Genomic DNA, 19,117 nt, shown 5'->3' on the forward strand with positions numbered 1-19,117 from the left:
CGTTGGAGAGAAAAGTTTTGTGGATATTCCATATTATGGTATACCAACAATCAATCCGCCGAACAGCCGTTATCCCCGGCAAGCGTTACAACGGCGAGAGCACTTAAGGGCCCGCGGTCGACAGGCCGATCACAATAGATCCGAGGTAAGCGTCATGAAGTTTTCCCTGTTCGTACACATGGAACGTTGGGACGAGAGCATCAGCCACCGCCAGTTGTTCGAAGACTTGACCGAATTGACCCTGATGGCCGAAGCCGGTGGCTTCAGCACCGTATGGATTGGCGAACACCACGCCATGGAATACACCATCTCGCCAAGCCCGATGCCGTTGCTGGCTTACCTCGCGGCCAAGACCACCACCATTCACCTGGGCGCCGGCACCATCATCGCGCCGTTCTGGCACCCGCTGCGGGTGGCGGGTGAATGCGCCTTGCTCGACGTGATCAGCAACGGCCGCATGGAAGTCGGCCTGGCCCGTGGCGCCTACCAGGTCGAGTTCGACCGCATGGCCGGCGGCATGCCCGCGGCCAGCGGCGGCCAGGCGTTGCGTGAAATGGTCCCGGTGGTGCGCGCGTTGTGGCAAGGCGACTACGACCACGACGGCGACATCTGGAAATTCCCCACCTCCACCAGTGTGCCCAAGCCCGTACAGAAGCCCAACCCGCCGATGTGGATCGCCGCCCGCGACCCGGACTCCCACAACTTCGCAGTGGCCAACGGCTGCAACGTGATGGTCACGCCGCTGATGAAAGGCGATGAAGAAGTCCTGGACCTGAAAAACAAATTCCAGACCGCCCTCGACAACAACCCCGGCGTGCCGCGCCCGCAATTGATGGTGCTGCGCCACACCCACGTACACGCCGCCGACGACCCGGAAGGCTGGAAAGTCGGGGCCAAGGCGATCTCCAGGTTCTATCGCACCTTCGATGCCTGGTTCGGCAACAAGGAAGTGCCGGTCAATGGCTTCCTGGCGCCAAGCCCGGAAGAAAAATTCGCCGGCCGCCCGGAGTTCGAGCTGGACAGCCTGCACAAGACCGCGATGATCGGCACCGCCGCAGAAATCATCCCGCGCATCAAGTACTACCAGGAACTGGGCGTGGATGAGTTCAGCTTCTGGTGCGACAACAGCCTGCCCCATGCCGAGAAGAAAAAGTCCCTGGCGCTGTTTATCGAGCAGGTCGTGCCAGCGTTTCGTTGATCGGTGAATGACCAAGCCGCTTGCCTCTTCACGGAGCAAGCGGCTTTTTTCTAGGCCGCGCCTTGCTGGTATTCCCGCGGCGTACAGCCAAACTCACGGCGAAACACCGTATGCAGGTACTGCGCCGACTTGAAGCCACACTGCTGCGCCACATCGGCAATCGCCAGGGCGTGGTTTTCCAGGCCTTTGGCGGCGGCGGCGAGTTTGAAGCGCAGGATCTCGTCATGCACGCTGCACCCGCGTGTCTTGCGAAAGTGCGATTCCAGGGATGAACGCGATACACCGACATACGCCGCGACCTGGGCGGTCTTGATGCCTTGGCAGGCGTACTGGCGGATGAACAGCAGCGCCTGCATCACATACGGATTGCCCAACGGCTGATGCAAGCTGGAAGCCTGCACATTGATTGCATCCGGTGGCACCAGGATCTGCGTGCCGGTGCAGGGTTTGCCGTGCAGCATCTGATGCAGCAGCACGGCGGCCGTGCGGCCCATGGTTTCCGTGCCCTGGATCACCGAACTCAGCGGCACCCGCGTGAGGGTGCGGGTCAGCGGGTCGTTGTCGATGCCGATCAACGCCACCTCCTCCGGCACGGCGATACCGGCAGTGAGGCAGGCCTGCAGCAATTGCCGGGCGCGGGCGTCGGTGACGGCGATGATGCCGATGGGCTTGGGCAGGCTTTGCAGCCAGGCGATCTGCTGCTCCACCGCGCTGTCCCACAACGGCGCGCTGGTGCCCAGGCCGCGGTACACCTCCACCGGCAAACCATCACGTTGCAGCAGGCGCTTGAAGGCCGTTTCGCGTTCCTGGGCCCAGCGATTGGCCTGGGCTGGCGGCAGGCTGAAACAGGCAAACCGGGTCAGTCCGGCCTCGATCAAATGCTCATACGCCAGCTTCATCAGCGCATGGTTGTCGGTGGCCACGTAGGGGATGCCCCTGGGGTAGGCACGCGCATCCTCATAGGAACCGCCCACCGCCACCACCGGCAGCTTGATATCGGCCAGTGCCTCGCCGATCAGCGGGTCGTCGAAGTCGGCAATGATGCCGTCGCCCTGCCAGCGCTCGATGCCTTTGAGGCGGCACAAAAAATCTTCCTCCAGGAATAAATCCCAGGACGCGCGGGTGCTGCTCAGGTAATTGCCGATGCCGGTGATGATGCCGCGGTCATAGATTTTGCTGCCGTTGAACAGCAAGGCGATGCGGTGGACGGGCGGTAGGGTTTTCATTGTTTTTGTCCTGAGGCCGGTCGCCACAGGTTAGACCCCGCCATTCAAAATCGCACTACACCTTGACGATTTTCATAATCGCCGGGCCCAGTGCCGTTGTTAGTATCCAGACACCGCCAAGAACAATAAGGAACACGCCATGACGTACTTCCCCGGTGTCGAGAAGGTTCGCTTCGAAGGCCCCGCCAGCGACGCCCCCCTCGCCTTTCGCCACTACGACGCCAACAAACTGATCCTCGGCAAACCGATGCGCGAACACCTGCGCATGGCCGCCTGTTATTGGCACACCTTCGTCTGGCCCGGCGCGGACATGTTTGGCATGGGCACCTTCAAGCGCCCGTGGCAGCGCAGCGGCGAGCCGATGGAAGTGGCGATCGGCAAGGCCGAGGCGGCCTTTGAGTTTTTCTCCAAGCTGGGCATCGACTACTACAGTTTTCACGACACCGACGTGGCGCCGGAAGGCAGCTCGCTCAAGGAGTACCGCAACCACTTCGCGCAGATGGTCGATCACCTCGAACGCCACCAGGAACAGACCGGCGTCAAACTGCTGTGGGGCACCGCCAATTGCTTCAGCAACCCGCGCTTTGCCGCCGGCGCCGCGAGTAACCCGGACCCGGAGGTGTTCGCCTACGCCGCCGCCCAGGTGTGCAGCGCGATGAACGCCACGCTGCGGCTCAAGGGCGCCAATTATGTGCTGTGGGGCGGCCGTGAAGGTTACGAAACCCTGCTCAATACCGACCTCAAGCGCGAGCGCGAACAGCTCGGGCGCTTTATGCACATGGTGGTGGAGCACAAGCACAAGATCGGCTTCAAGGGCGACCTGCTGATCGAACCCAAGCCCCAGGAGCCGACCAAGCACCAATACGATTACGACAGCGCCACGGTGTTCGGCTTCCTGCATGAGTACGGCCTGGAACACGAGATCAAGGTGAATATCGAGGCCAACCACGCGACCCTGGCCGGGCACAGCTTTCATCATGAGATCGCCACCGCCGTGTCCCTCGGGATCTTCGGCAGCATCGACGCCAACCGCGGCGACCCGCAGAACGGCTGGGACACCGACCAGTTCCCCAACAGCGTCGAGGAGATGACCCTCGCGACGTATGAAATCCTCAAGGCCGGTGGCTTCAAGAATGGCGGCTACAACTTCGATTCCAAGGTGCGCCGCCAGAGCCTGGACGAGATCGACCTGTTCCACGGCCACGTCGCCGCCATGGATGTGCTCGCCCTGGCGCTGGAACGCGCGGCGGCGATGGTGCAGAACGATCGGTTGCAGCAGTTCAAGGACCAGCGCTATGCCGGCTGGCAGCAACCGTTGGGCCAGGCGGTACTGGCGGGCGAATTCAGCCTGGAATCCCTGGCCGAACATGCGTTTGCCCACGAGCTCAACCCGCAGGCCGTGAGTGGTCGGCAGGAGATGCTTGAAGGCGTGGTCAATCGGTTTATCTACACCTGATCACGCAGCCCTCTGTGTAGGAGCGAGCTTGCTCGCGAAAAACGTGAACTCGACACGTTTATCCAGGCATCACGCGTCATCGTTGACGTTTTTCGCGAGCAAGCTCGCTCCTACACAGGGGGCGGCGGTGACATTTGCGCGACAAATCTACGCACAGAGCGTCGAGGGACGCTCTACAGTTCTACCCGCATCACGCTGTGTCTTTCCAACAACAATAAAAGGACGCACCACCATGAAGTCATTTAAACGCACCCTGCTCGCCTCTGCCCTGGCCCTGCTCGCCCTGCCGGTCATGGCCGATCCGGCCCATCCGAAAATCGGTTTTTCCATCGACGACCTGCGTCTGGAACGCTGGTCCCGTGACCGTGACTACTTCGTCGCGGCGGCGGAAAAACTCGACGCCAAGGTGTTTGTGCAGTCGGTCGATGCCAACGAGCAAAAGCAGATTTCCCAGATCGAAAACCTGATATCACGCGGCGTCGACGTGATCGTGATCGTGCCGTTCAACGCCACCGTGCTGACCAACGCCATCGCCGAAGCCAAGAAGGCCGGGATCAAGGTGGTGTCGTATGACCGCCTGATCCTCAACGCGGATATCGACGCCTACATCTCCTTCGATAACGAAAAGGTCGGCGAGATGCAGGCCAATGGCGTGCTGCAGGCGGCGCCCAAGGGCAATTATTTCCTGCTCGGCGGTGCGCCCACCGACAACAATGCCAAGGTCCTGCGCGAAGGCCAGATGAAAGTGCTGCAACCGGCCATCGACAAGGGCGACATCAAGATTGTCGGCCAGCAGTGGGTCAAGGAATGGAACCCGACCGAAGCCCTGAGCATCGTCGAAAACGCCCTGACCCGGAACAACAATAAGATCGACGCCATCGTCGCCTCCAACGACGCCACCGCCGGCGGTGCGATCCAGGCCCTGGCCGCGCAGAAACTGGCGGGCAAGGTGCCGATCTCCGGGCAAGACGCCGACCTCGCCGCCGTCAAGCGCGTGATCGACGGCACCCAGACCATGACCGTGTACAAACCGCTCAAACTGATCGCCACCGAAGCCGCCAAGCTCTCGGTGCAACTGGCGCGCAACGAGAAGCCCACCTACAGCTCGCAATACGACAACGGCAGCAAGAAAGTCGACACCATCCTGCTCACCCCGACCCCGCTGACCAAGGCCAATATCGACCTGTTGGAGAAGGACGGCTTCTACACCAAAGAGCAGATCGGCCTGTAGGAGCGGGCTTGCCCGCGAAAAACGTCAACGATAACGCGGGCATCCTGGATGTGCGCGTTGCCTGAGGGTTCTTCGCGAGCAAGCTCGCTCCTACGGGAAACCGCGTTTCTTCGGCCTTTTGTGTGAGCCATCGCCATGTCGCACTACCTGCTGCAAATGAACGGCATCGTCAAACGCTTTGGCGGTGTCAACGCGCTCAACGGCATCGATATCAAGGTGCGGCCGGGGGAATGTGTCGGCCTGTGCGGCGAGAACGGTGCCGGTAAATCCACCTTGATGAAGGTGCTGTCGGCGGTTTATCCCCATGGCACCTGGGACGGCGAAATCCTCTGGGACGGGCAGCCGCTCAAGGCCCAGTCGATCAGCGAAACCGAGGCGGCCGGCATCGTCATCATTCACCAGGAACTGACCCTGGTGCCGGACCTGTCGGTGGCCGAGAACATCTTCATGGGCCACGAGCTGACCCTGCCCGGCGGGCGCATGAACTACCCGGCGATGCTGCACCGCGCCGAAGCGTTGATGCGCGAGCTGAAGGTGCCGGACATGAACGTCGCGCTGCCGGTGTCGCAGTACGGCGGTGGCTACCAGCAACTGGTGGAAATCGCCAAGGCCCTGAATAAACAGGCGCGCCTGCTGATCCTCGACGAGCCCTCCTCGGCCCTGACCCGCTCGGAAATCGAGGTACTGCTGGAGATCATCAAGGGCCTCAAGGCCAAGGGCGTGGCCTGCGTGTACATCTCCCACAAGCTCGATGAAGTGGCGGCGGTGTGCGACACCATCACGGTGATCCGCGACGGCCAGCACATCGCGACCAGCGCCATGGCCGACATGGATATCCCCCGGATCATCACGCAGATGGTCGGGCGCGAAATGAGCAACCTCTACCCCACCGAGCCGCATGAGATCGGTGAGGTGATGTTCGAAGCGCGCCATGTCACCTGCTACGACGTCGACAACCCCAAGCGCAAACGCGTGGACGACATCTCCTTCGTACTCAGGCGCGGGGAAATCCTCGGCATTGCCGGGCTGGTCGGCGCCGGGCGCACGGAGCTGGTCTCGGCCTTGTTCGGCGCCTACCCCGGCCGCTACAGCGCGCAAGTCTGGCTGGACGGCCAACTGATCGACACGCGCACGCCGCTCAAATCGATCCGCGCCGGGCTGTGCATGGTGCCCGAGGACCGCAAGCGCCAGGGCATCATTCCCGACCTGGACGTGGGCCAGAACATCACCCTGGCGGTACTCGACACCTACGCGCACCTGACGCGCATCGACGCCGAGGCCGAACTGGGCAGCATCGACCGGCAGATCGCGCGCATGCACCTCAAGACCGCCAGCCCGCTCTTGCCGATCACCAGCCTGTCCGGCGGCAATCAGCAAAAGGCCGTGCTGGCGAAAATGCTCATGGCCAAGCCCAAGGTGCTGATCCTCGACGAGCCCACGCGCGGGGTGGATGTGGGCGCCAAGTATGAGATCTACAAACTGATGGGCGCGCTGGCGGCCGAAGGCGTGGCGATCATCATGGTCTCCTCGGAACTGGCCGAAGTACTCGGCGTGTCCAACCGCGTGCTGGTAATCGGCGACGGCCAGTTGCGCGGGGATTTCATCAACGAAGGCCTCACCCAGGAACAGGTCCTCGCCGCTGCGCTCAGCCAAAATAATAATGATCGGAAGACCGCTTAGATGAATCAGCTCAAACAGCTGTTTACCCGCTACAAAATGCTCGCGTTGGTGATCGCCGTGGCGTTCATCTGGCTGTTTTTCAGTTGGCAGACCGAGGGCGGTTTCCTCACCCCGCGCAACCTGTCCAACCTGCTGCGGCAGATGTCGATCACCGGGATTCTGGCGTGCGGCATGGTGCTGGTGATCATCAGCGGCGAGATCGATTTGTCGGTGGGCTCGTTGCTCGGCTTGTTGGGCGGGCTCGCGGCGATTCTGGACGTGGTCTATCACCTGCCGCTGCTGGCCAACCTGAGCCTGGTGGCGCTGTGCGGGCTGATGATCGGTTTGGCCAACGGCTATATGACCGCGTACCTGCGCATCCCGTCGTTTATCGTCGGTTTGGGCGGCATGCTGGCGTTTCGCGGGATTCTGCTGGGCATCACCGGCGGCACCACCATCGCACCGGTGTCGCCGTCGCTGGTGTACGTGGGCCAGGGCTATCTGCCGCATGCGGTGGGCATCGGCCTCGGGATTTTGCTGTTTGCCCTGACCCTGTTTTTGACCTGGAAACAACGGCGCAACCGCGCACTGCATGGCTTGGCCGCACACTCATTGATGCGCGACGTGCTGCGCGTGGCGGTGATCGGCGCGGTGCTGGCCGGGTTCGTCACCATCCTCAACAGCTACGACGGCATCCCGGTGCCGGTGCTGCTGTTGCTGGTGTTGCTCGGCGTGTTCAGCTACGTCACCAGCCAGACCGTATTCGGCCGCCGCGTGTATGCGGTGGGCAGCAACATGGAAGCCACGCGCCTGTCGGGCATCAACGTGCAGGCCGTCAAACTGTGGATCTTCGGCATCATGGGCGTGATGTGCGCCCTCGCCGGCCTGGTCAACACCGCACGCCTCGCCGCCGGTTCACCGTCGGCGGGCAACATGGGCGAACTCGACGCCATCGCCGCCTGCTTTATCGGCGGCACCTCCATGCGCGGCGGCTCGGGCACGGTGTATGGCGCGCTGCTCGGGGCGCTGGTGATTACCAGCCTGGATAACGGCATGTCGATGCTGGATGTGGACAGTTACTGGCAGATGATTGTGAAGGGCAGCATTTTGGTGCTGGCGGTGTGGGTGGATGTGAGTACGCGGGCGGGTCGGCGATAAACCCCATTCTTCCATGTGGGAGGGAGCAAGCTCCCTCCCACATGGACCGCATTTCATTGGAGTTAGTGGCATTTGGTCATGGTTTTTAAAGGGCCAGCAAGTCGGGTCGCTTTAAATTGCAGGACGTTTCCTAGACAATCTGCGCCGCCTTGTGCCTGTTGGAATCGATGGCTAGTCTGCGGTCCGTCACTGCTCATCAGTGATCGGGTTTAGTCGCCCGGACTCCAAATTCGGCGCAATGGTCCATGCAGTTTATGGTGGCTGTGCGCAGGGCGCCTTTGGGTGCGCCGGAGTTTCCGATTTTGGCCGGTCGACTAACCTGCGTACAGCCGCCACCTTCGTTTAGTCGCGACCGGTTCGGCTCCTTACTCAAAATTCGGAGTTACACCATGAATAAAGTCCTACCCGACCCACCCATCGATCCCACCAAAGACCGCGCTGCCTTCAACCGCGCCATCGACCATTACCTGCCCACCCAAGGTTTCCACGCCGTCAATGAGGACCTGAGCTTCGAAGACGCCCTGCTCTACACCGCCAGTTTGCTGGACAGCGCTTCGGCGACGGCGCTGGATTGCGGGGAGCTGCTGGAGAAACCGGAGCGGGCGAAGATCCTCGCGGTGTGGCATTTGCTGGAAATCGCCAAAACCACGGTTGACCGCTCCATCGAATGCCTCAGGCCCACGAAGACCACTGCCTGACCACGCACAAAAAATGTGGGAGGGAGCTTGCTCCCGATAGCGGTGGTTCAGGCACTCATGCAGTGACTGCCACTCCGCCATCGGGGGCAAGCCCCCTCCCACATGGACCGCATTTCATTGGAGTTAGTGGCATTTGGTCATGGTTTTTAAAGGGCCAGCAAGTCGGGTCGCTTTAAATTGCAGGACGTTTCCTAGACAATCTGCGCCGCCTTGTGCCTGTTGGAATCGATGGCTAGTCTGCGGTCCGTCACTGCCAAATCAGTGATCGGGTTTAGTCGCCCGGATTCAGAACAGGCGCATGGTCCCATGAAGCTCAATGGTGGCTGTGCGCAGGGCGCCTTCGGGCGCGCCGGGTTCCTGTTCTGACCGGTCGACTAACCTGCGTACAGCCGCCACCTTCGTTTAGTCGCGAAGAGTGCCGTCTCCTTGATCAGACAGGAGTTTCACCATGACCAAAGCCCTACCCGACCCACCCCACGACCCCGCCAAAGACCGCGCTGCCTTCAACCGCGCCATCGACCATTACCTGCCCACCCAAGGTTTCCACGCCGTCAACGAGGACCTGAGCTTCGAAGACGCCCTGCTCTACACCGCCAGTCTGCTGGACAGCGCTTCGGCGACGGCGCTGGATTGCGGGGAGCTGCTGGAAAAGCCGGAGCGGGCGAAGATTCTGGCAGTGTGGCATTTGCTGGAAATCGCCAAAACCACGGTTGACCGCTCCATCGAATGCCTCAAGCCCACGAAGACCACTGCCTGACCACGCACAAAAAATGTGGGAGGGAGCTTGCTCCCGATAGCGGTGGTTCAGGCACTCATGCAGTGACTGCCACTGCGCCATCGGGGGCAAGCCCCCTCCCACATGGACCGCATTTCATTGGAGTTAGTGGCATTTGGTCATGGTTTTTAAAGGGCCAGCAAGCCGGGTCGCTTTAAATTGCAGGACGTTTCCTAGACAATCTGCGCCGCCTTGTGCCTGTTGGAATCGATGGCTAGTCTGCGGTCCGTCACTGCCAAATCAGTGATCGGGTTTAGTCGCCCGACCTCTCATCACGTGCACGGTCTTCCATCAGTTTTTATGGTGGCTGTGCGCAGGGCGCCTTCGGGTGCGCCGGATTTTCGTGATGACCGGTCGACTAACCTGCGTACAGCCGCCACCCTACGTTTAGTCGCGGCGGGGTGGCGAATCTCAATCCATCACGGAATTACACCATGACCAAAGCCCTACCCGACCCACCCATCGATCCCACCAAAGACCGCGCTGCCTTCAACCGCGCCATCGACCATTACCTGCCCACCCAAGGTTTCCACGCCGTCAACGAAGACCTGAGCTTCGAAGACGCCCTGCTCTACACCGCCAGTCTGCTGGACAGCGCTTCGGCGACGGCGCTGGATTGCGGGGAGCTGCTGGAAAAGCCGGAGCGGGCGAAGATCCTCGCGGTGTGGCATTTGCTGGAAATCGCCAAAACCACGGTTGACCGCTCCATCGAATGCCTCAGGCCCACGAAGACCACTGCCTGACCACGCACAAAAAATGTGGGAGGGAGCTTGCTCCCGATAGCGGTGGTTCAGGCACTCATGCAGTGACTGCCACTCCGTCATCGGGGCAAGCCCCCTCCCACATGGGTTTCTCTGTGTTCCTTAGGCTGTCATTTGGAGACGGGCATCGCAAACTCCGCACCTTGCTCAATGCTCTCCGACCAACGCTGCATGATCGACTTCTGCTTGGTGTAGAAGCGCACGCCTTCGGTGCCGTAGGCATGCATATCGCCGAACAGGCTCTTCTTCCAGCCGCCAAAGCCGTGCCAGGCCATCGGCACCGGGATCGGTACGTTGATGCCGACCATGCCCACTTCGATACGCCGTGCGAATTCGCGGGCGATGTTGCCGTCGCGGGTGAAGCAGCTGACACCGTTGCCGAATTCGTGGTCGTTGACCAGTTTCACCGCTTCGGCAAAATCATTCACGCGCACGCAGGCCAGCACCGGGCCGAAGATTTCTTCGCGGTAGATGCTCATCTCTTGAGTCACATGGTCGAACAAGGTCGCGCCGAGCCAGAAGCCGTTTTCCAGGCCGGGTTCGGTCGGCACGTAATCGCGGCCGTCGAGCAGCAGCTGCGCGCCGGCCTGGACGCCTTGTTCGATGTAGCCGCTGATGCGCTCCAGTGCCGCGCGCGAGACGATCGGGCCCATTTCGGCCTTGAGGTCGCGGCCGTCGGTGATGCGCAGTTGCTTGGCCCGCTCGGTCAGGGCGGCGATGACTTTGTCACCCACATCGCCCACCAGCACCGCCACGGAGATGGCCATGCAGCGTTCGCCGGCACTGCCGTAGGCGGCGCCCATCAGCGCGTCGACGGTGCGTTCGATGTCGGCGTCGGGCATCACCACCATGTGGTTTTTCGCGCCGCCCAGGCCTTGCACGCGCTTGCCGTGGCGCGCGCCGGTTTCGTAGATGTATTGGGCGATCGGCGTGGAGCCGACAAAGCTCACGGCCTTGACGTCCGGGTGTTCGATCAGCGCGTCCACCGCTTCCTTGTCGCCCTGCACCACGTTGAACACGCCGCTGGGCAAACCGGCTTCGCGCAAAAGCTCAGCCATGAACAGCGCGGCGCTCGGGTCGGTCGGGCTGGGCTTGAGGATGAAGGTGTTGCCCGCCGCGATGGCGATCGGGTACATCCACATCGGCACCATCACCGGGAAGTTGAACGGCGTGACGCCAGCGACCACGCCCAGGGGCTGGCGCATCGTCCAGTTATCCATGCCACGCGAGACCTGATCGGAGTGTTCGCCCTTGAGCAGGTTGGGAATGCCGCAGGCGAATTCGAGGATGTCAATGCCACGGTCGACTTCGCCCTGGGCATCGGTAAACACCTTGCCGTGTTCGGCGACGATGATGCGCGCCAGGTCGTCCTTGCGTGCGCGCAGCAGGTGCAGGTATTCGAACAATACGCGGGCGCGGCGGATCGGCGGGGTATCGGCCCAACTGGCAAAAGCGGCTTGGGCGGCGGCGACGGCTTCGCCGACGGTCTGGCGGCTGGCCAGGGCGACGCGCCCGGTCACGGCGCCGGTGGCCGGGTTGTAGACGTCCTGATAGCGATCATCGCGGCTCACGCGCTGGTCGTTGATGTAGTGCTCGATGGTGCTGGTCATGGCAGTAGGTCCCAGGTGGGTAGCGTTGGGACACACGATAGGCTTTCGATTTGTTCCGAACCAGAGCAGAATCCAGAACTGATTGTCCTTATAGGCGAACAATAATCTCATGGAAAAGTCTGAGATCGAAGGGCTGTGGAGCCACATTCACTGGCTCTCGGTGCTGGAAGAACACGGCACCTACACCGCCGCCGCGGCGCGCCTGGGGGTGAGCAAGTCGGCGGTCAGCCAGCGCATCAGCGACCTGGAAAAAGCCACCGGCACGCGCCTGGTCACCCGCACCACCCGTAGCGTGCGCCTGACCGACGCCGGGCAGTCACTGACGCGGGACGTGCGCAGCGCCTACGAACAGATCGCCCGCAGTTTTTCTTCGGTGCGCGACGCCGCCGGGGAAATCCGCGGCTTGGTGCGCTTGACCGCGCCGGTCGCGTTCGCCCGGCAGCAACTGGTGCCGCACCTGTCGGCCTTCCTGCAACTGTACCCGCAGGTGCGAGTGCAGTTGGAGGTGTCGGATGCCTTGAGTTCACTGGCCGCCGAAGGCTACGACCTGGCGGTGCGCCACGGTTTTCAGGTGCCGGAAACCCACGTCGCATGGAAGCTGTGCGACACCACCTCGGTGCTGGTCGCCACCCGCGACTACCTGCAACGCCACGGCGAACCGCGCACCCCCGGCGAGCTCAGCGCGCATAACTGCCTCTACTACCCGCGCGGCACCGAGCAGCCCGCCTGGACCTTCGAGCGCGGCGGCAAAACCCTCGAACGGGTCACCGTGCCGATCGCCGGAAGCTTCTCGACCAACAACAGCGAAGCCTTGCGCGACTCGGCGCTCAATCACCTGGGCATCGCCCTGCTCCCGGATTTCAGCGCCCATGCGGCGCTGGCCGGCGGCACGCTGGTGCAGGTGCTCAAGGGCTGGACGCTCAAGGGCGCGTTTGCCGATGAGATTTACTTGATACGGCCCTACTCGCCCCATGTACCCAAGTCCGTAAGTGCATTGGTGGGTTATCTGAAGGAAAAACTCTCCGGTGGCTTTCGTGTCACGGGTTGACCGCCTCATCGCTGAGACGCTGCCGGCTGGCGCGTTTGGGTGGGCGGCAGGTAGGTGGATCGCTCGATCACATCCGTGCGTACCGCCGAAGGTTGCCCCGCCGGGTTACGCGCAAAGCTGCACAGGGTGACGGGCAGTTGCGAGAGCGGGTAACTCGTTCCGCCCGTGGCGAGGATGTAGCGGACGTCGTCATTGTCACGGCAGGCAGCTTCCGCCGAGGTGTCCACATAGAAGTAATGGTGGCTGAAGGCGGTTTGCGGGTCGTCCCAGTTGACGCTGTAGTTCAGGCCGATGCGCGGGACCGGCGCCGGGTCGGTCAAGAACACCGAGTGGGTGAACGCATTGTGCAGCAAGGCCGGCGTCAACGGCTCGCCGGGGGTTTGAACGCCGATGATGCACAGCACATACGCCCCCAGCGCCGGGCCGATGGCCTGATTGATGTAGCCCTGGGTTGACGCAATGGCACGTTGATAACCATTGGGCAGCCTGCATTCATTGACGTTGCGCACAGCCTTGAAGCGATAGAACGGGTCCTGGATCGAGAACCTGATGTTCCAGGTGGGCCGCACACTCTGCCCGAATTCGCCCAGTTGCATATGCACATAGGGGTTGAGCTTCCAGGGTTCCTCAAGGTGGATATCGACGGCTTTGAGCTGGCAAGCGGGCGTATCGTTCGAGAATTGGCCCTCGACAAAACAACGGTGCAGGTCGTTGGCGGGATAGCTGTAGTTGAACTTGGCCGCTTCACACGCCGAGACGTTCTGGCAGTTGTTGAGGATGTCTTTTTTAATGACCGCGGCGACTTTGCTGACAATGCCGGTGACTTCATTGGTATGCCGGTCCAGCATCGGGCTGCCGGAACTGCCGTACTGCAGGTCATTGCAGCGGTTTTTCAGGGCACCGGGAAACACCCCGGGATGCTCGACAAAGCTGTTGGTCGCGGTTTCCTTGCAGGCACTCATACGCAAGCCCTTCTGGCGAAACCCGCTCGGCGAACCGACATTCACGACCTCACGTTCCCCGGTACTTTGATGGGTGGCGAGCTTGAGCGGCATGATGCCGTCGGTGATCAGCCCGGCGAGTGAAGTATCCAGTTCGAGCACTGCCAGATCAGTGCCGACCATGCTGGTCCAATGCGCCGTTTTAATGCGAAACGTGCGCTGTTGCGCCGATGTGTCGTGGAAATAATTGAACGTGATGCTCGCCTCGATGGCTTGGTTGACATGGGCCGTGCCGAAGCTGAAGTACACGCAATGCCCACTGGTCAAGACATACGCCGGGCCGACGGCCTTGCTCTGGCGGTTGCGGGTGTCCAGCAGCACCGCGTTGCAGGTTTGGCCGATCGCATTTTTCAACAACCCGATACCGGACCACAGCGCGTAACGCTGGTCGTGGTTCTGCAGCGCCAGGGAGGCGCTGTCATCGTTCAGTCCCTCGGCCAGGTCTCTGGCGTGGGTGTGGCCGGTAAGGCAAGGCAACAGCAGTAACACGAGGGGGAAGATGCAGCGGGTCAGCATGGTCGAACGTCCGGGTGGCAACAGGGGTGGTGCCGAAACGTACTTGAGCCGTGGCGAACAGGTGACCTACATAGATGTGGGGGCGGCCGGCTTGAGCGTATTTTTTTCGCCGGGATATTGCCCGCAACGACTAAAAGTCCATAATGGACAAATTAGTTTACAGCGGAGTTCCCCATGTCCAGCACGCCCCATGTCATCCAGCAGGCCCAAGCGCGCGAGTTACTCGCTCAGATCGACGTGCCCCAGATCCTGCACAAGCTGTTCCGCGACCTCGCCGCCGGGCTGGCGGTGCAACCGCCGCAACAGTTAGTGGCGTTTCCGAAGGGCGCCGGCGACTTCATCAACTACCTGGGCGTGCTGGCCGAGGACGGCGTGTACGGGGTCAAGACTTCGCCGTACATCGTAGGGGAGCAAGGGCCATTGGTGACGGCCTGGACGCTGTTGATGTCGATGCACAGCGGCCAACCGTTGCTGTTGTGCGATGCCCATGAACTGACCACCGCACGCACCGCCGCCACCACGGCCCTCGCGGTGGACGCCCTGGCGCCATTGGCGGCCCGGCGCCTGGCGATCATCGGCAGCGGCAAGGTCGCCCAGGCGCACTTGCGCTACGTGCAAAACCTGCGGGACTGGCAGCACATCAGCCTGTTTTCACCGAGCCTGGCCAGCGCCAGCCCCGCCACCCTCGCGCAGCTCACCGGCCTCGACCCGCGCCTGAGCATCGCCGACAGCTGCGCGGCGGCCGTGGCGGATGCCGATGTGATCATGCTGTGTACCTCGTCGGCCGGCCCGGTGCTCGACCCGGCGCACCTGAGCAAACCGGCGCTGATCACTTCGATCAGCACCAATGCGCCTCGCGCCCATGAAGTGCCGCCCCACAGCCTTAACGCGATGCAGGTATTCTGCGACTATCGCCAGACCACTCCGGACGCGGCCGGCGAAATGCTGATCGCCAGCGAACAGCACGGCTGGGACAAACGCGCGGTGATGGGCGACCTGCCCGAGCTACTCAGTGACATGGCACAGCGCCCGGACTACCAGCGCCCGGTGTTTTTCCGGTCCATCGGGCTGGGTCTGGAAGACATTGCACTGGCTAACGCGCTGTACCAGCTGCAGCGCTAACCCCACCTTCAGGAGATGTTCATGAGCCACGCAGACTTCATCATCATTGGCGGCGGGATTGCCGGCGCGTCCACGGGTTTCTGGCTGTCGCCCCACGGCAAGGTACTGGTACTGGAGCGTGAGGCCCACCCCGGCTATCACTCGACCGGGCGTTCGGCCGCGCTCTACAGCGCCGCCTACGGCACCCCGCAAGTGCGCGCACTGACCCTGGCCAGCCGGGCGTTTTTCGACAACCCGCCCGCCGGTTTCTGCGAACACCCGCTGCTCACGCCCCGGGGCGAGATGACTGTGGACTTCAGCGGCGACCCGGCCGAACTGGACAAGCAATACCTCAGCGCCAAGGCCACCGTGTCGCAGGTCGAACGACTGAGTGCCGACGAAGCCTGTGCGCGCTTGCCGATCCTGCGGCGCGACAAAGTCCACGGGGCGATCTACGACCCGACCGCCAGCGACATCGACACCGACGCCCTGCACCAAGGCTACCTGCGCGGCATCCGCCGCAACCACGGCGAAGTGCGGACCGACAGCCACGTGCTGGGCCTGAGCCGCACTACCGACGGCCTGTGGCACGTACAAACCCAGCATGAAACCTGCACCGCGCCGATCATCATCAACGCTGCCGGCGCGTGGGCCGACCATATCGGCGGGCTGGCCGGCGCCGCGTCCGTCGGCCTGCAACCCAAGCGTCGTTCGGCGTTCATCTTCGCCGGCCCCGAAGGCATGGACAGCCACGCCTGGCCGATGCTGGTGGCCCTCGACGAAGCGTTCTACATGAAACCCGATGCCGGCATGTTCCTCGGTTCGCCGGCCAACGCCGACCCGGTGGAACCCCAGGACATCCAGCCCGAAGAACTGGACATCGCCATGGGGATCCACCAGATCGAAGAAGCCACCACCCTGACCATCCGCCGCCCGACCCGCACCTGGGCCGGCCTGCGCAGTTTTGTCCACGACGGTGATTTGCTGTCCGGCTTCGATCCGCGGGTGGCCGGGCTGTTCTGGGTGGCGGCACAGGGCGGGTACGGCATCCAGACCTCGCCCGCGATGGGCCAGGCCAGCGCGGCCTTGGTGCGCGGCGCGGCGCTGCCGGAGCCACTGGCGCGGTTCGGCCTGGACGCTGGTATGCTCTCCCCCGAACGCCTGGAGCCGCATTGATGAACACCGCTGAACAAGACAAGGTCCTGCAGAACTTCCGTGCGATCGCCGATGCGATCGCCACGTTGTTCTTCCCCCACGCCGAAGTGGTGCTGCACGACCTGCGCACGCAAAAGGTCGACTACATCGCCAACAACCTGTCGAAACGGGCCATCGGTGACGATTCGGCGCTGGAAGACATGCTGAGCGACGACATCCGCGAAGTGAATATCGGCCCCTACGAAAAGCTCAACTGGGACGGTCAGAAAATCCGCAGCCTGAGCACCGTGCTGCGCGACCACAAAGGTCGCCCGCTGGCCGTGCTGTGCATCAACCTGAATATCTCGCTGTTCGAAAACGCCAAGGCGGCGCTGGACCTGTTTCTGTCACCCAGCAAGCTGATCCCGCAACCGGACTCACTGTTTCGCGATGACTGGCAGGAACGGATCAACACCTTCTTGCACGCCTGGCTGCGCGAACGCCAGTTGAGCCTGAACCTGCTGACCCGCGACCACAAGCGCGAGCTGGTGCTGGCGCTGCACGCCGAAGGCGCGTTCAAGGGCAAGAGCGCCTCGAACTACGTGGCCAACGTGTTGGGCATGGGGCGGGCGACGGTCTACAAGCACTTGAAGGAACTGAAGGGCTGAAGCCGGCAGCCGCGATCAAATGTGAGAGCGGGCTTGCCAGGGCTCGACAGCTCTCACACTGACCTACAGCGTTTTCAAGTGCGTATTCAGCATCAGTCGCCGTAGATATCGGACTTGAAGTACTGCGCGGAAATCTTCTGGTACTCGCCATTGGCGCGGATGCCGTCGATGGCCGCATTCAACTCACTGACCAACGCGCTATTGCCCTTGCGCACCGCAATGCCGGCGCCCTCGCCCACGTATTTCGGGTCTTTGAGTTCCGGCCCGACAAACGCATAACCCTGGCCTCGCGGCAGCGACAGGAAGTCACTCAGGGGGATGGTGTCGGCAAAGATCGCATCCAGGCGCCCCGCCGCCAGGTCCATGTAGATTTCTTCGTTATTGCTGTAGCGCTTGACGTTGATGCCCTTGGGTTCGAACACCTCGGTGGCATACCGGTCGGTGGTGGTGGCCCGCTGCACGCCGACGGTCTTGCCTTTGAGGCTGGCGTACTGGTCGTCCACCACCGCGCCGTCCTTCATCACCAGGCGCGATGAGGTGAAGTAATACTTGTGGGTGAAATCCACCGACTTCTTGCGGTCTTCGTTGATGGTCATGGACGACAAGGCCATGTCGATTTTCTTCACTTTCAGCGAAGGAATCAGCCCATCGAACTCACCTTCGACCCACACACACTTGACTTTCATCTGCGCGCACAAAGCGTTGCCGATGTCATAGTCGAACCCGACGATTGTGCCTTCCTGGGTCTTCGATGCGAACGGCGGGTAAGCTGCCTCGATGCCGATGCGCAGGGTTTTCTCGGCGGCCAGGGCGTGGCCGCAAGCGAACAGGCTCAGGGCCAGGGCGGTGATGAGGGAGCGTTTCTTCATGGTCGTGGTCTCGCAAGTTATTGTCGATTTGGCAAGATTGAAGAAAAAGTCAGGCAGGTTTTTTGTACTTATAAATCCATAATGGACTTTAGCGTATTTTCCGTCAATCGCTTCCAGGCAATCCACGCACGGGGCTCAGGTGCAGGGGGAATCGGCTTCGGTGTGAGCGGACGGCGGGATCAGCGAAGCCAGGTATTCGCCAAACCCGCCCTGGCACTTGTAGTCCCGACGCGCGCTGGTAATCACCGGAATGGTGGCCGTCCAGGCGATCCGCGCGCCGGTCCGTTCAAGGTCGGCCACCAGGCGGACGTCTTCATCGGCGGCCAGGTGCTGAAACCCACCGGCGGTGCGATAGGCCTCGGCACTCAACCCAAGGTTTGCACCATGGATGTGGCGGTGGTTTTCGATGAATCGATAGCGCTCCAGGTATTGCGCGCGCACCCGTTCGCCGTGCTCGTTCCAGCTGTCGACCTCGACGGTGCCGCACACCGCGTCAGCGCCAAACCCGAGCTGGCGCACCAGCCAATCCTGGGGAACCCGCGTGTCTGCATCCGTGAAGGCAAGCCACTGCACGCCGCGCTTGAGCAACGTCTCGGCGCCGACGGCTCTGGCCTTGCCCACATTCTGAAAACGCACGTCGAGTGTCGCCGCACCGTGGGCCGCCGCCAACGCGTCGGTGCGGTCGGAACAGTCATCCAGAACCACGAGTATCTCAACCGGGCGGCCGTCAAGCGCGGGATGTTCACTGGCGAGCCGCACAGAAGCGAGGCACTCGCTGATCTGCCGCTCTTCATTATGGGCGGGTATCACGACTCCTATCATTGGCGTTGCCTCAGCTGGCGAAGTATGTCCAGCTATCGACATAGCGCTGAGGCAGAAGGTTTAAACAATCTTGTGCCGCCGCCTGACGACGCGCATCGTTGCCGCCGTGCCTCCCCAAAAAATTCGCACGAATGGCTTGCCTTCGCCTCATAGAGTGGTGACGCTTAGGTATTTGGGTAACCGTCA

The 19,117-nt window shown here is 62.1% G+C and carries 17 protein-coding genes; 12 read left to right on the forward strand and 5 right to left on the reverse strand.

Annotated elements, in window-relative coordinates:
• Positions 1-154: 154 nt before the first annotated feature.
• Positions 155-1,198, forward strand: coding sequence for an LLM class flavin-dependent oxidoreductase (locus C5F70_RS12830; RefSeq protein WP_104903466.1), 1,044 nt, complete (start codon positions 155-157; stop codon positions 1,196-1,198).
• Between the two features lie 50 nt (positions 1,199-1,248).
• On the opposite strand, the gene C5F70_RS12835 is transcribed toward C5F70_RS12830, so the two are convergent.
• Positions 1,249-2,424: a XylR family transcriptional regulator gene (locus C5F70_RS12835; RefSeq protein ID WP_104903467.1), complete on the reverse strand. Its 1,176-nt coding sequence runs from the start codon at positions 2,422-2,424 to the stop codon at positions 1,249-1,251.
• A gap of 139 nt (positions 2,425-2,563) precedes the next feature.
• Between C5F70_RS12835 and xylA the strand changes: the two genes are divergently transcribed.
• The 7 genes from xylA (at position 2,564) to C5F70_RS12875 (ending at position 10,144) form a co-directional block, all read left to right on the forward strand.
• The gene (xylA, locus tag C5F70_RS12840; protein ID WP_046383928.1) at positions 2,564-3,880 is read left to right on the forward strand and encodes a xylose isomerase; all 1,317 of its coding nucleotides are present in this window, start codon (positions 2,564-2,566) and stop codon (positions 3,878-3,880) included.
• Between the two features lie 232 nt (positions 3,881-4,112).
• Positions 4,113-5,111: a D-xylose ABC transporter substrate-binding protein gene (xylF, locus tag C5F70_RS12845; RefSeq protein ID WP_104903468.1), complete on the forward strand. Its 999-nt coding sequence runs from the start codon at positions 4,113-4,115 to the stop codon at positions 5,109-5,111.
• 135 nt (positions 5,112-5,246) lie between these two features.
• Positions 5,247-6,791, forward strand: a complete 1,545-nt coding sequence (gene xylG / locus C5F70_RS12850; RefSeq protein WP_104903469.1) for a D-xylose ABC transporter ATP-binding protein — start codon at positions 5,247-5,249, stop codon at positions 6,789-6,791.
• A complete protein-coding gene (locus tag C5F70_RS12855) occupies positions 6,792-7,928 on the forward strand; it encodes a sugar ABC transporter permease (RefSeq protein ID WP_017847902.1) in 1,137 nt (378 codons plus the stop codon).
• Positions 7,929-8,317: 389 nt separating this feature from the next.
• Positions 8,318-8,626, forward strand: coding sequence for a DUF6124 family protein (locus C5F70_RS12860; protein WP_079443517.1), 309 nt, complete (start codon positions 8,318-8,320; stop codon positions 8,624-8,626).
• A 448-nt stretch (positions 8,627-9,074) separates the two neighbouring features.
• Positions 9,075-9,383, forward strand: a complete 309-nt coding sequence (locus tag C5F70_RS12865) for a DUF6124 family protein (protein ID WP_104903470.1) — start codon at positions 9,075-9,077, stop codon at positions 9,381-9,383.
• A gap of 452 nt (positions 9,384-9,835) precedes the next feature.
• Positions 9,836-10,144 carry a DUF6124 family protein gene (locus C5F70_RS12875; protein ID WP_017847906.1) on the forward strand — a complete coding sequence of 103 codons (309 nt, stop codon included), beginning with the start codon at positions 9,836-9,838 and terminating at the stop codon, positions 10,142-10,144.
• 128 nt (positions 10,145-10,272) lie between these two features.
• Here C5F70_RS12875 and C5F70_RS12880 read toward each other — a convergent pair whose 3' ends face one another.
• Positions 10,273-11,772, reverse strand: a complete 1,500-nt coding sequence (locus C5F70_RS12880; protein ID WP_046383933.1) for a CoA-acylating methylmalonate-semialdehyde dehydrogenase — start codon at positions 11,770-11,772, stop codon at positions 10,273-10,275.
• A 109-nt stretch (positions 11,773-11,881) separates the two neighbouring features.
• Between C5F70_RS12880 and C5F70_RS12885 the strand changes: the two genes are divergently transcribed.
• Positions 11,882-12,820 carry a LysR family transcriptional regulator gene (locus C5F70_RS12885; RefSeq protein ID WP_102618279.1) on the forward strand — a complete coding sequence of 313 codons (939 nt, stop codon included), beginning with the start codon at positions 11,882-11,884 and terminating at the stop codon, positions 12,818-12,820.
• A 5-nt stretch (positions 12,821-12,825) separates the two neighbouring features.
• Here the strand turns inward: C5F70_RS12885 and C5F70_RS12890 are convergent, their stop codons facing one another.
• Positions 12,826-14,337, reverse strand: a complete 1,512-nt coding sequence (locus tag C5F70_RS12890; RefSeq protein ID WP_104903472.1) for a serine protease — start codon at positions 14,335-14,337, stop codon at positions 12,826-12,828.
• A 174-nt stretch (positions 14,338-14,511) separates the two neighbouring features.
• Between C5F70_RS12890 and C5F70_RS12895 the strand changes: the two genes are divergently transcribed.
• Genes C5F70_RS12895 through C5F70_RS12905 form a run of 3 tightly spaced genes read left to right on the forward strand, consistent with a single transcriptional unit; the run spans position 14,512 to position 17,240 of the window.
• A complete protein-coding gene (locus C5F70_RS12895; protein ID WP_017847911.1) occupies positions 14,512-15,459 on the forward strand; it encodes an ornithine cyclodeaminase family protein in 948 nt (315 codons plus the stop codon).
• 21 nt (positions 15,460-15,480) lie between these two features.
• Positions 15,481-16,614 (forward strand): FAD-binding oxidoreductase, encoded by a 1,134-nt coding sequence (locus C5F70_RS12900; RefSeq protein ID WP_104903473.1) that lies wholly within the window; start codon positions 15,481-15,483, stop codon positions 16,612-16,614.
• Positions 16,614-17,240 carry a transcriptional regulator gene (locus C5F70_RS12905; RefSeq protein ID WP_017847913.1) on the forward strand — a complete coding sequence of 209 codons (627 nt, stop codon included), beginning with the start codon at positions 16,614-16,616 and terminating at the stop codon, positions 17,238-17,240. The genes C5F70_RS12900 and C5F70_RS12905 overlap by 1 nt, the downstream gene beginning before the upstream one ends.
• Before the next feature lie 92 nt (positions 17,241-17,332).
• Here the strand turns inward: C5F70_RS12905 and C5F70_RS12910 are convergent, their stop codons facing one another.
• Positions 17,333-18,109, reverse strand: coding sequence for an ABC transporter substrate-binding protein (locus C5F70_RS12910; RefSeq protein ID WP_017847914.1), 777 nt, complete (start codon positions 18,107-18,109; stop codon positions 17,333-17,335).
• 135 nt (positions 18,110-18,244) lie between these two features.
• On the reverse strand, positions 18,245-18,931 hold the full coding sequence (locus tag C5F70_RS12915; RefSeq protein ID WP_104903474.1) for a glycosyltransferase family 2 protein: 687 nt from the start codon (positions 18,929-18,931) through the stop codon (positions 18,245-18,247).
• Positions 18,932-19,117 lie beyond the last annotated feature (186 nt).

The sequence above is a fragment of the Pseudomonas sp. LH1G9 genome (assembly GCF_002949975.1).
Taxonomy (GTDB): Bacteria; Pseudomonadota; Gammaproteobacteria; order Pseudomonadales; family Pseudomonadaceae; genus Aquipseudomonas; species Aquipseudomonas veronii.

Bases quoted from the DNA above. Each gene is read 5' to 3' on its own strand.
- C5F70_RS12830 (WP_104903466.1), top strand. From the start codon at position 155: ATGAAGTTTTCCCTGTTCGTACACATGGAACGTTGGGACGAGAGCATC.
- C5F70_RS12835 (WP_104903467.1), bottom strand. From the start codon at position 2,424: ATGAAAACCCTACCGCCCGTCCACCGCATCGCCTTGCTGTTCAACGGC.
- xylA (WP_046383928.1), top strand. From the start codon at position 2,564: ATGACGTACTTCCCCGGTGTCGAGAAGGTTCGCTTCGAAGGCCCCGCC.
- xylF (WP_104903468.1), top strand. From the start codon at position 4,113: ATGAAGTCATTTAAACGCACCCTGCTCGCCTCTGCCCTGGCCCTGCTC.
- xylG (WP_104903469.1), top strand. From the start codon at position 5,247: ATGTCGCACTACCTGCTGCAAATGAACGGCATCGTCAAACGCTTTGGC.
- C5F70_RS12855 (WP_017847902.1), top strand. From the start codon at position 6,792: ATGAATCAGCTCAAACAGCTGTTTACCCGCTACAAAATGCTCGCGTTG.
- C5F70_RS12860 (WP_079443517.1), top strand. From the start codon at position 8,318: ATGAATAAAGTCCTACCCGACCCACCCATCGATCCCACCAAAGACCGC.
- C5F70_RS12865 (WP_104903470.1), top strand. From the start codon at position 9,075: ATGACCAAAGCCCTACCCGACCCACCCCACGACCCCGCCAAAGACCGC.
- C5F70_RS12875 (WP_017847906.1), top strand. From the start codon at position 9,836: ATGACCAAAGCCCTACCCGACCCACCCATCGATCCCACCAAAGACCGC.
- C5F70_RS12880 (WP_046383933.1), bottom strand. From the start codon at position 11,772: ATGACCAGCACCATCGAGCACTACATCAACGACCAGCGCGTGAGCCGC.
- C5F70_RS12885 (WP_102618279.1), top strand. From the start codon at position 11,882: ATGGAAAAGTCTGAGATCGAAGGGCTGTGGAGCCACATTCACTGGCTC.
- C5F70_RS12890 (WP_104903472.1), bottom strand. From the start codon at position 14,337: ATGCTGACCCGCTGCATCTTCCCCCTCGTGTTACTGCTGTTGCCTTGC.
- C5F70_RS12895 (WP_017847911.1), top strand. From the start codon at position 14,512: ATGTCCAGCACGCCCCATGTCATCCAGCAGGCCCAAGCGCGCGAGTTA.
- C5F70_RS12900 (WP_104903473.1), top strand. From the start codon at position 15,481: ATGAGCCACGCAGACTTCATCATCATTGGCGGCGGGATTGCCGGCGCG.
- C5F70_RS12905 (WP_017847913.1), top strand. From the start codon at position 16,614: ATGAACACCGCTGAACAAGACAAGGTCCTGCAGAACTTCCGTGCGATC.
- C5F70_RS12910 (WP_017847914.1), bottom strand. From the start codon at position 18,109: ATGAAGAAACGCTCCCTCATCACCGCCCTGGCCCTGAGCCTGTTCGCT.
- C5F70_RS12915 (WP_104903474.1), bottom strand. From the start codon at position 18,931: ATGATAGGAGTCGTGATACCCGCCCATAATGAAGAGCGGCAGATCAGC.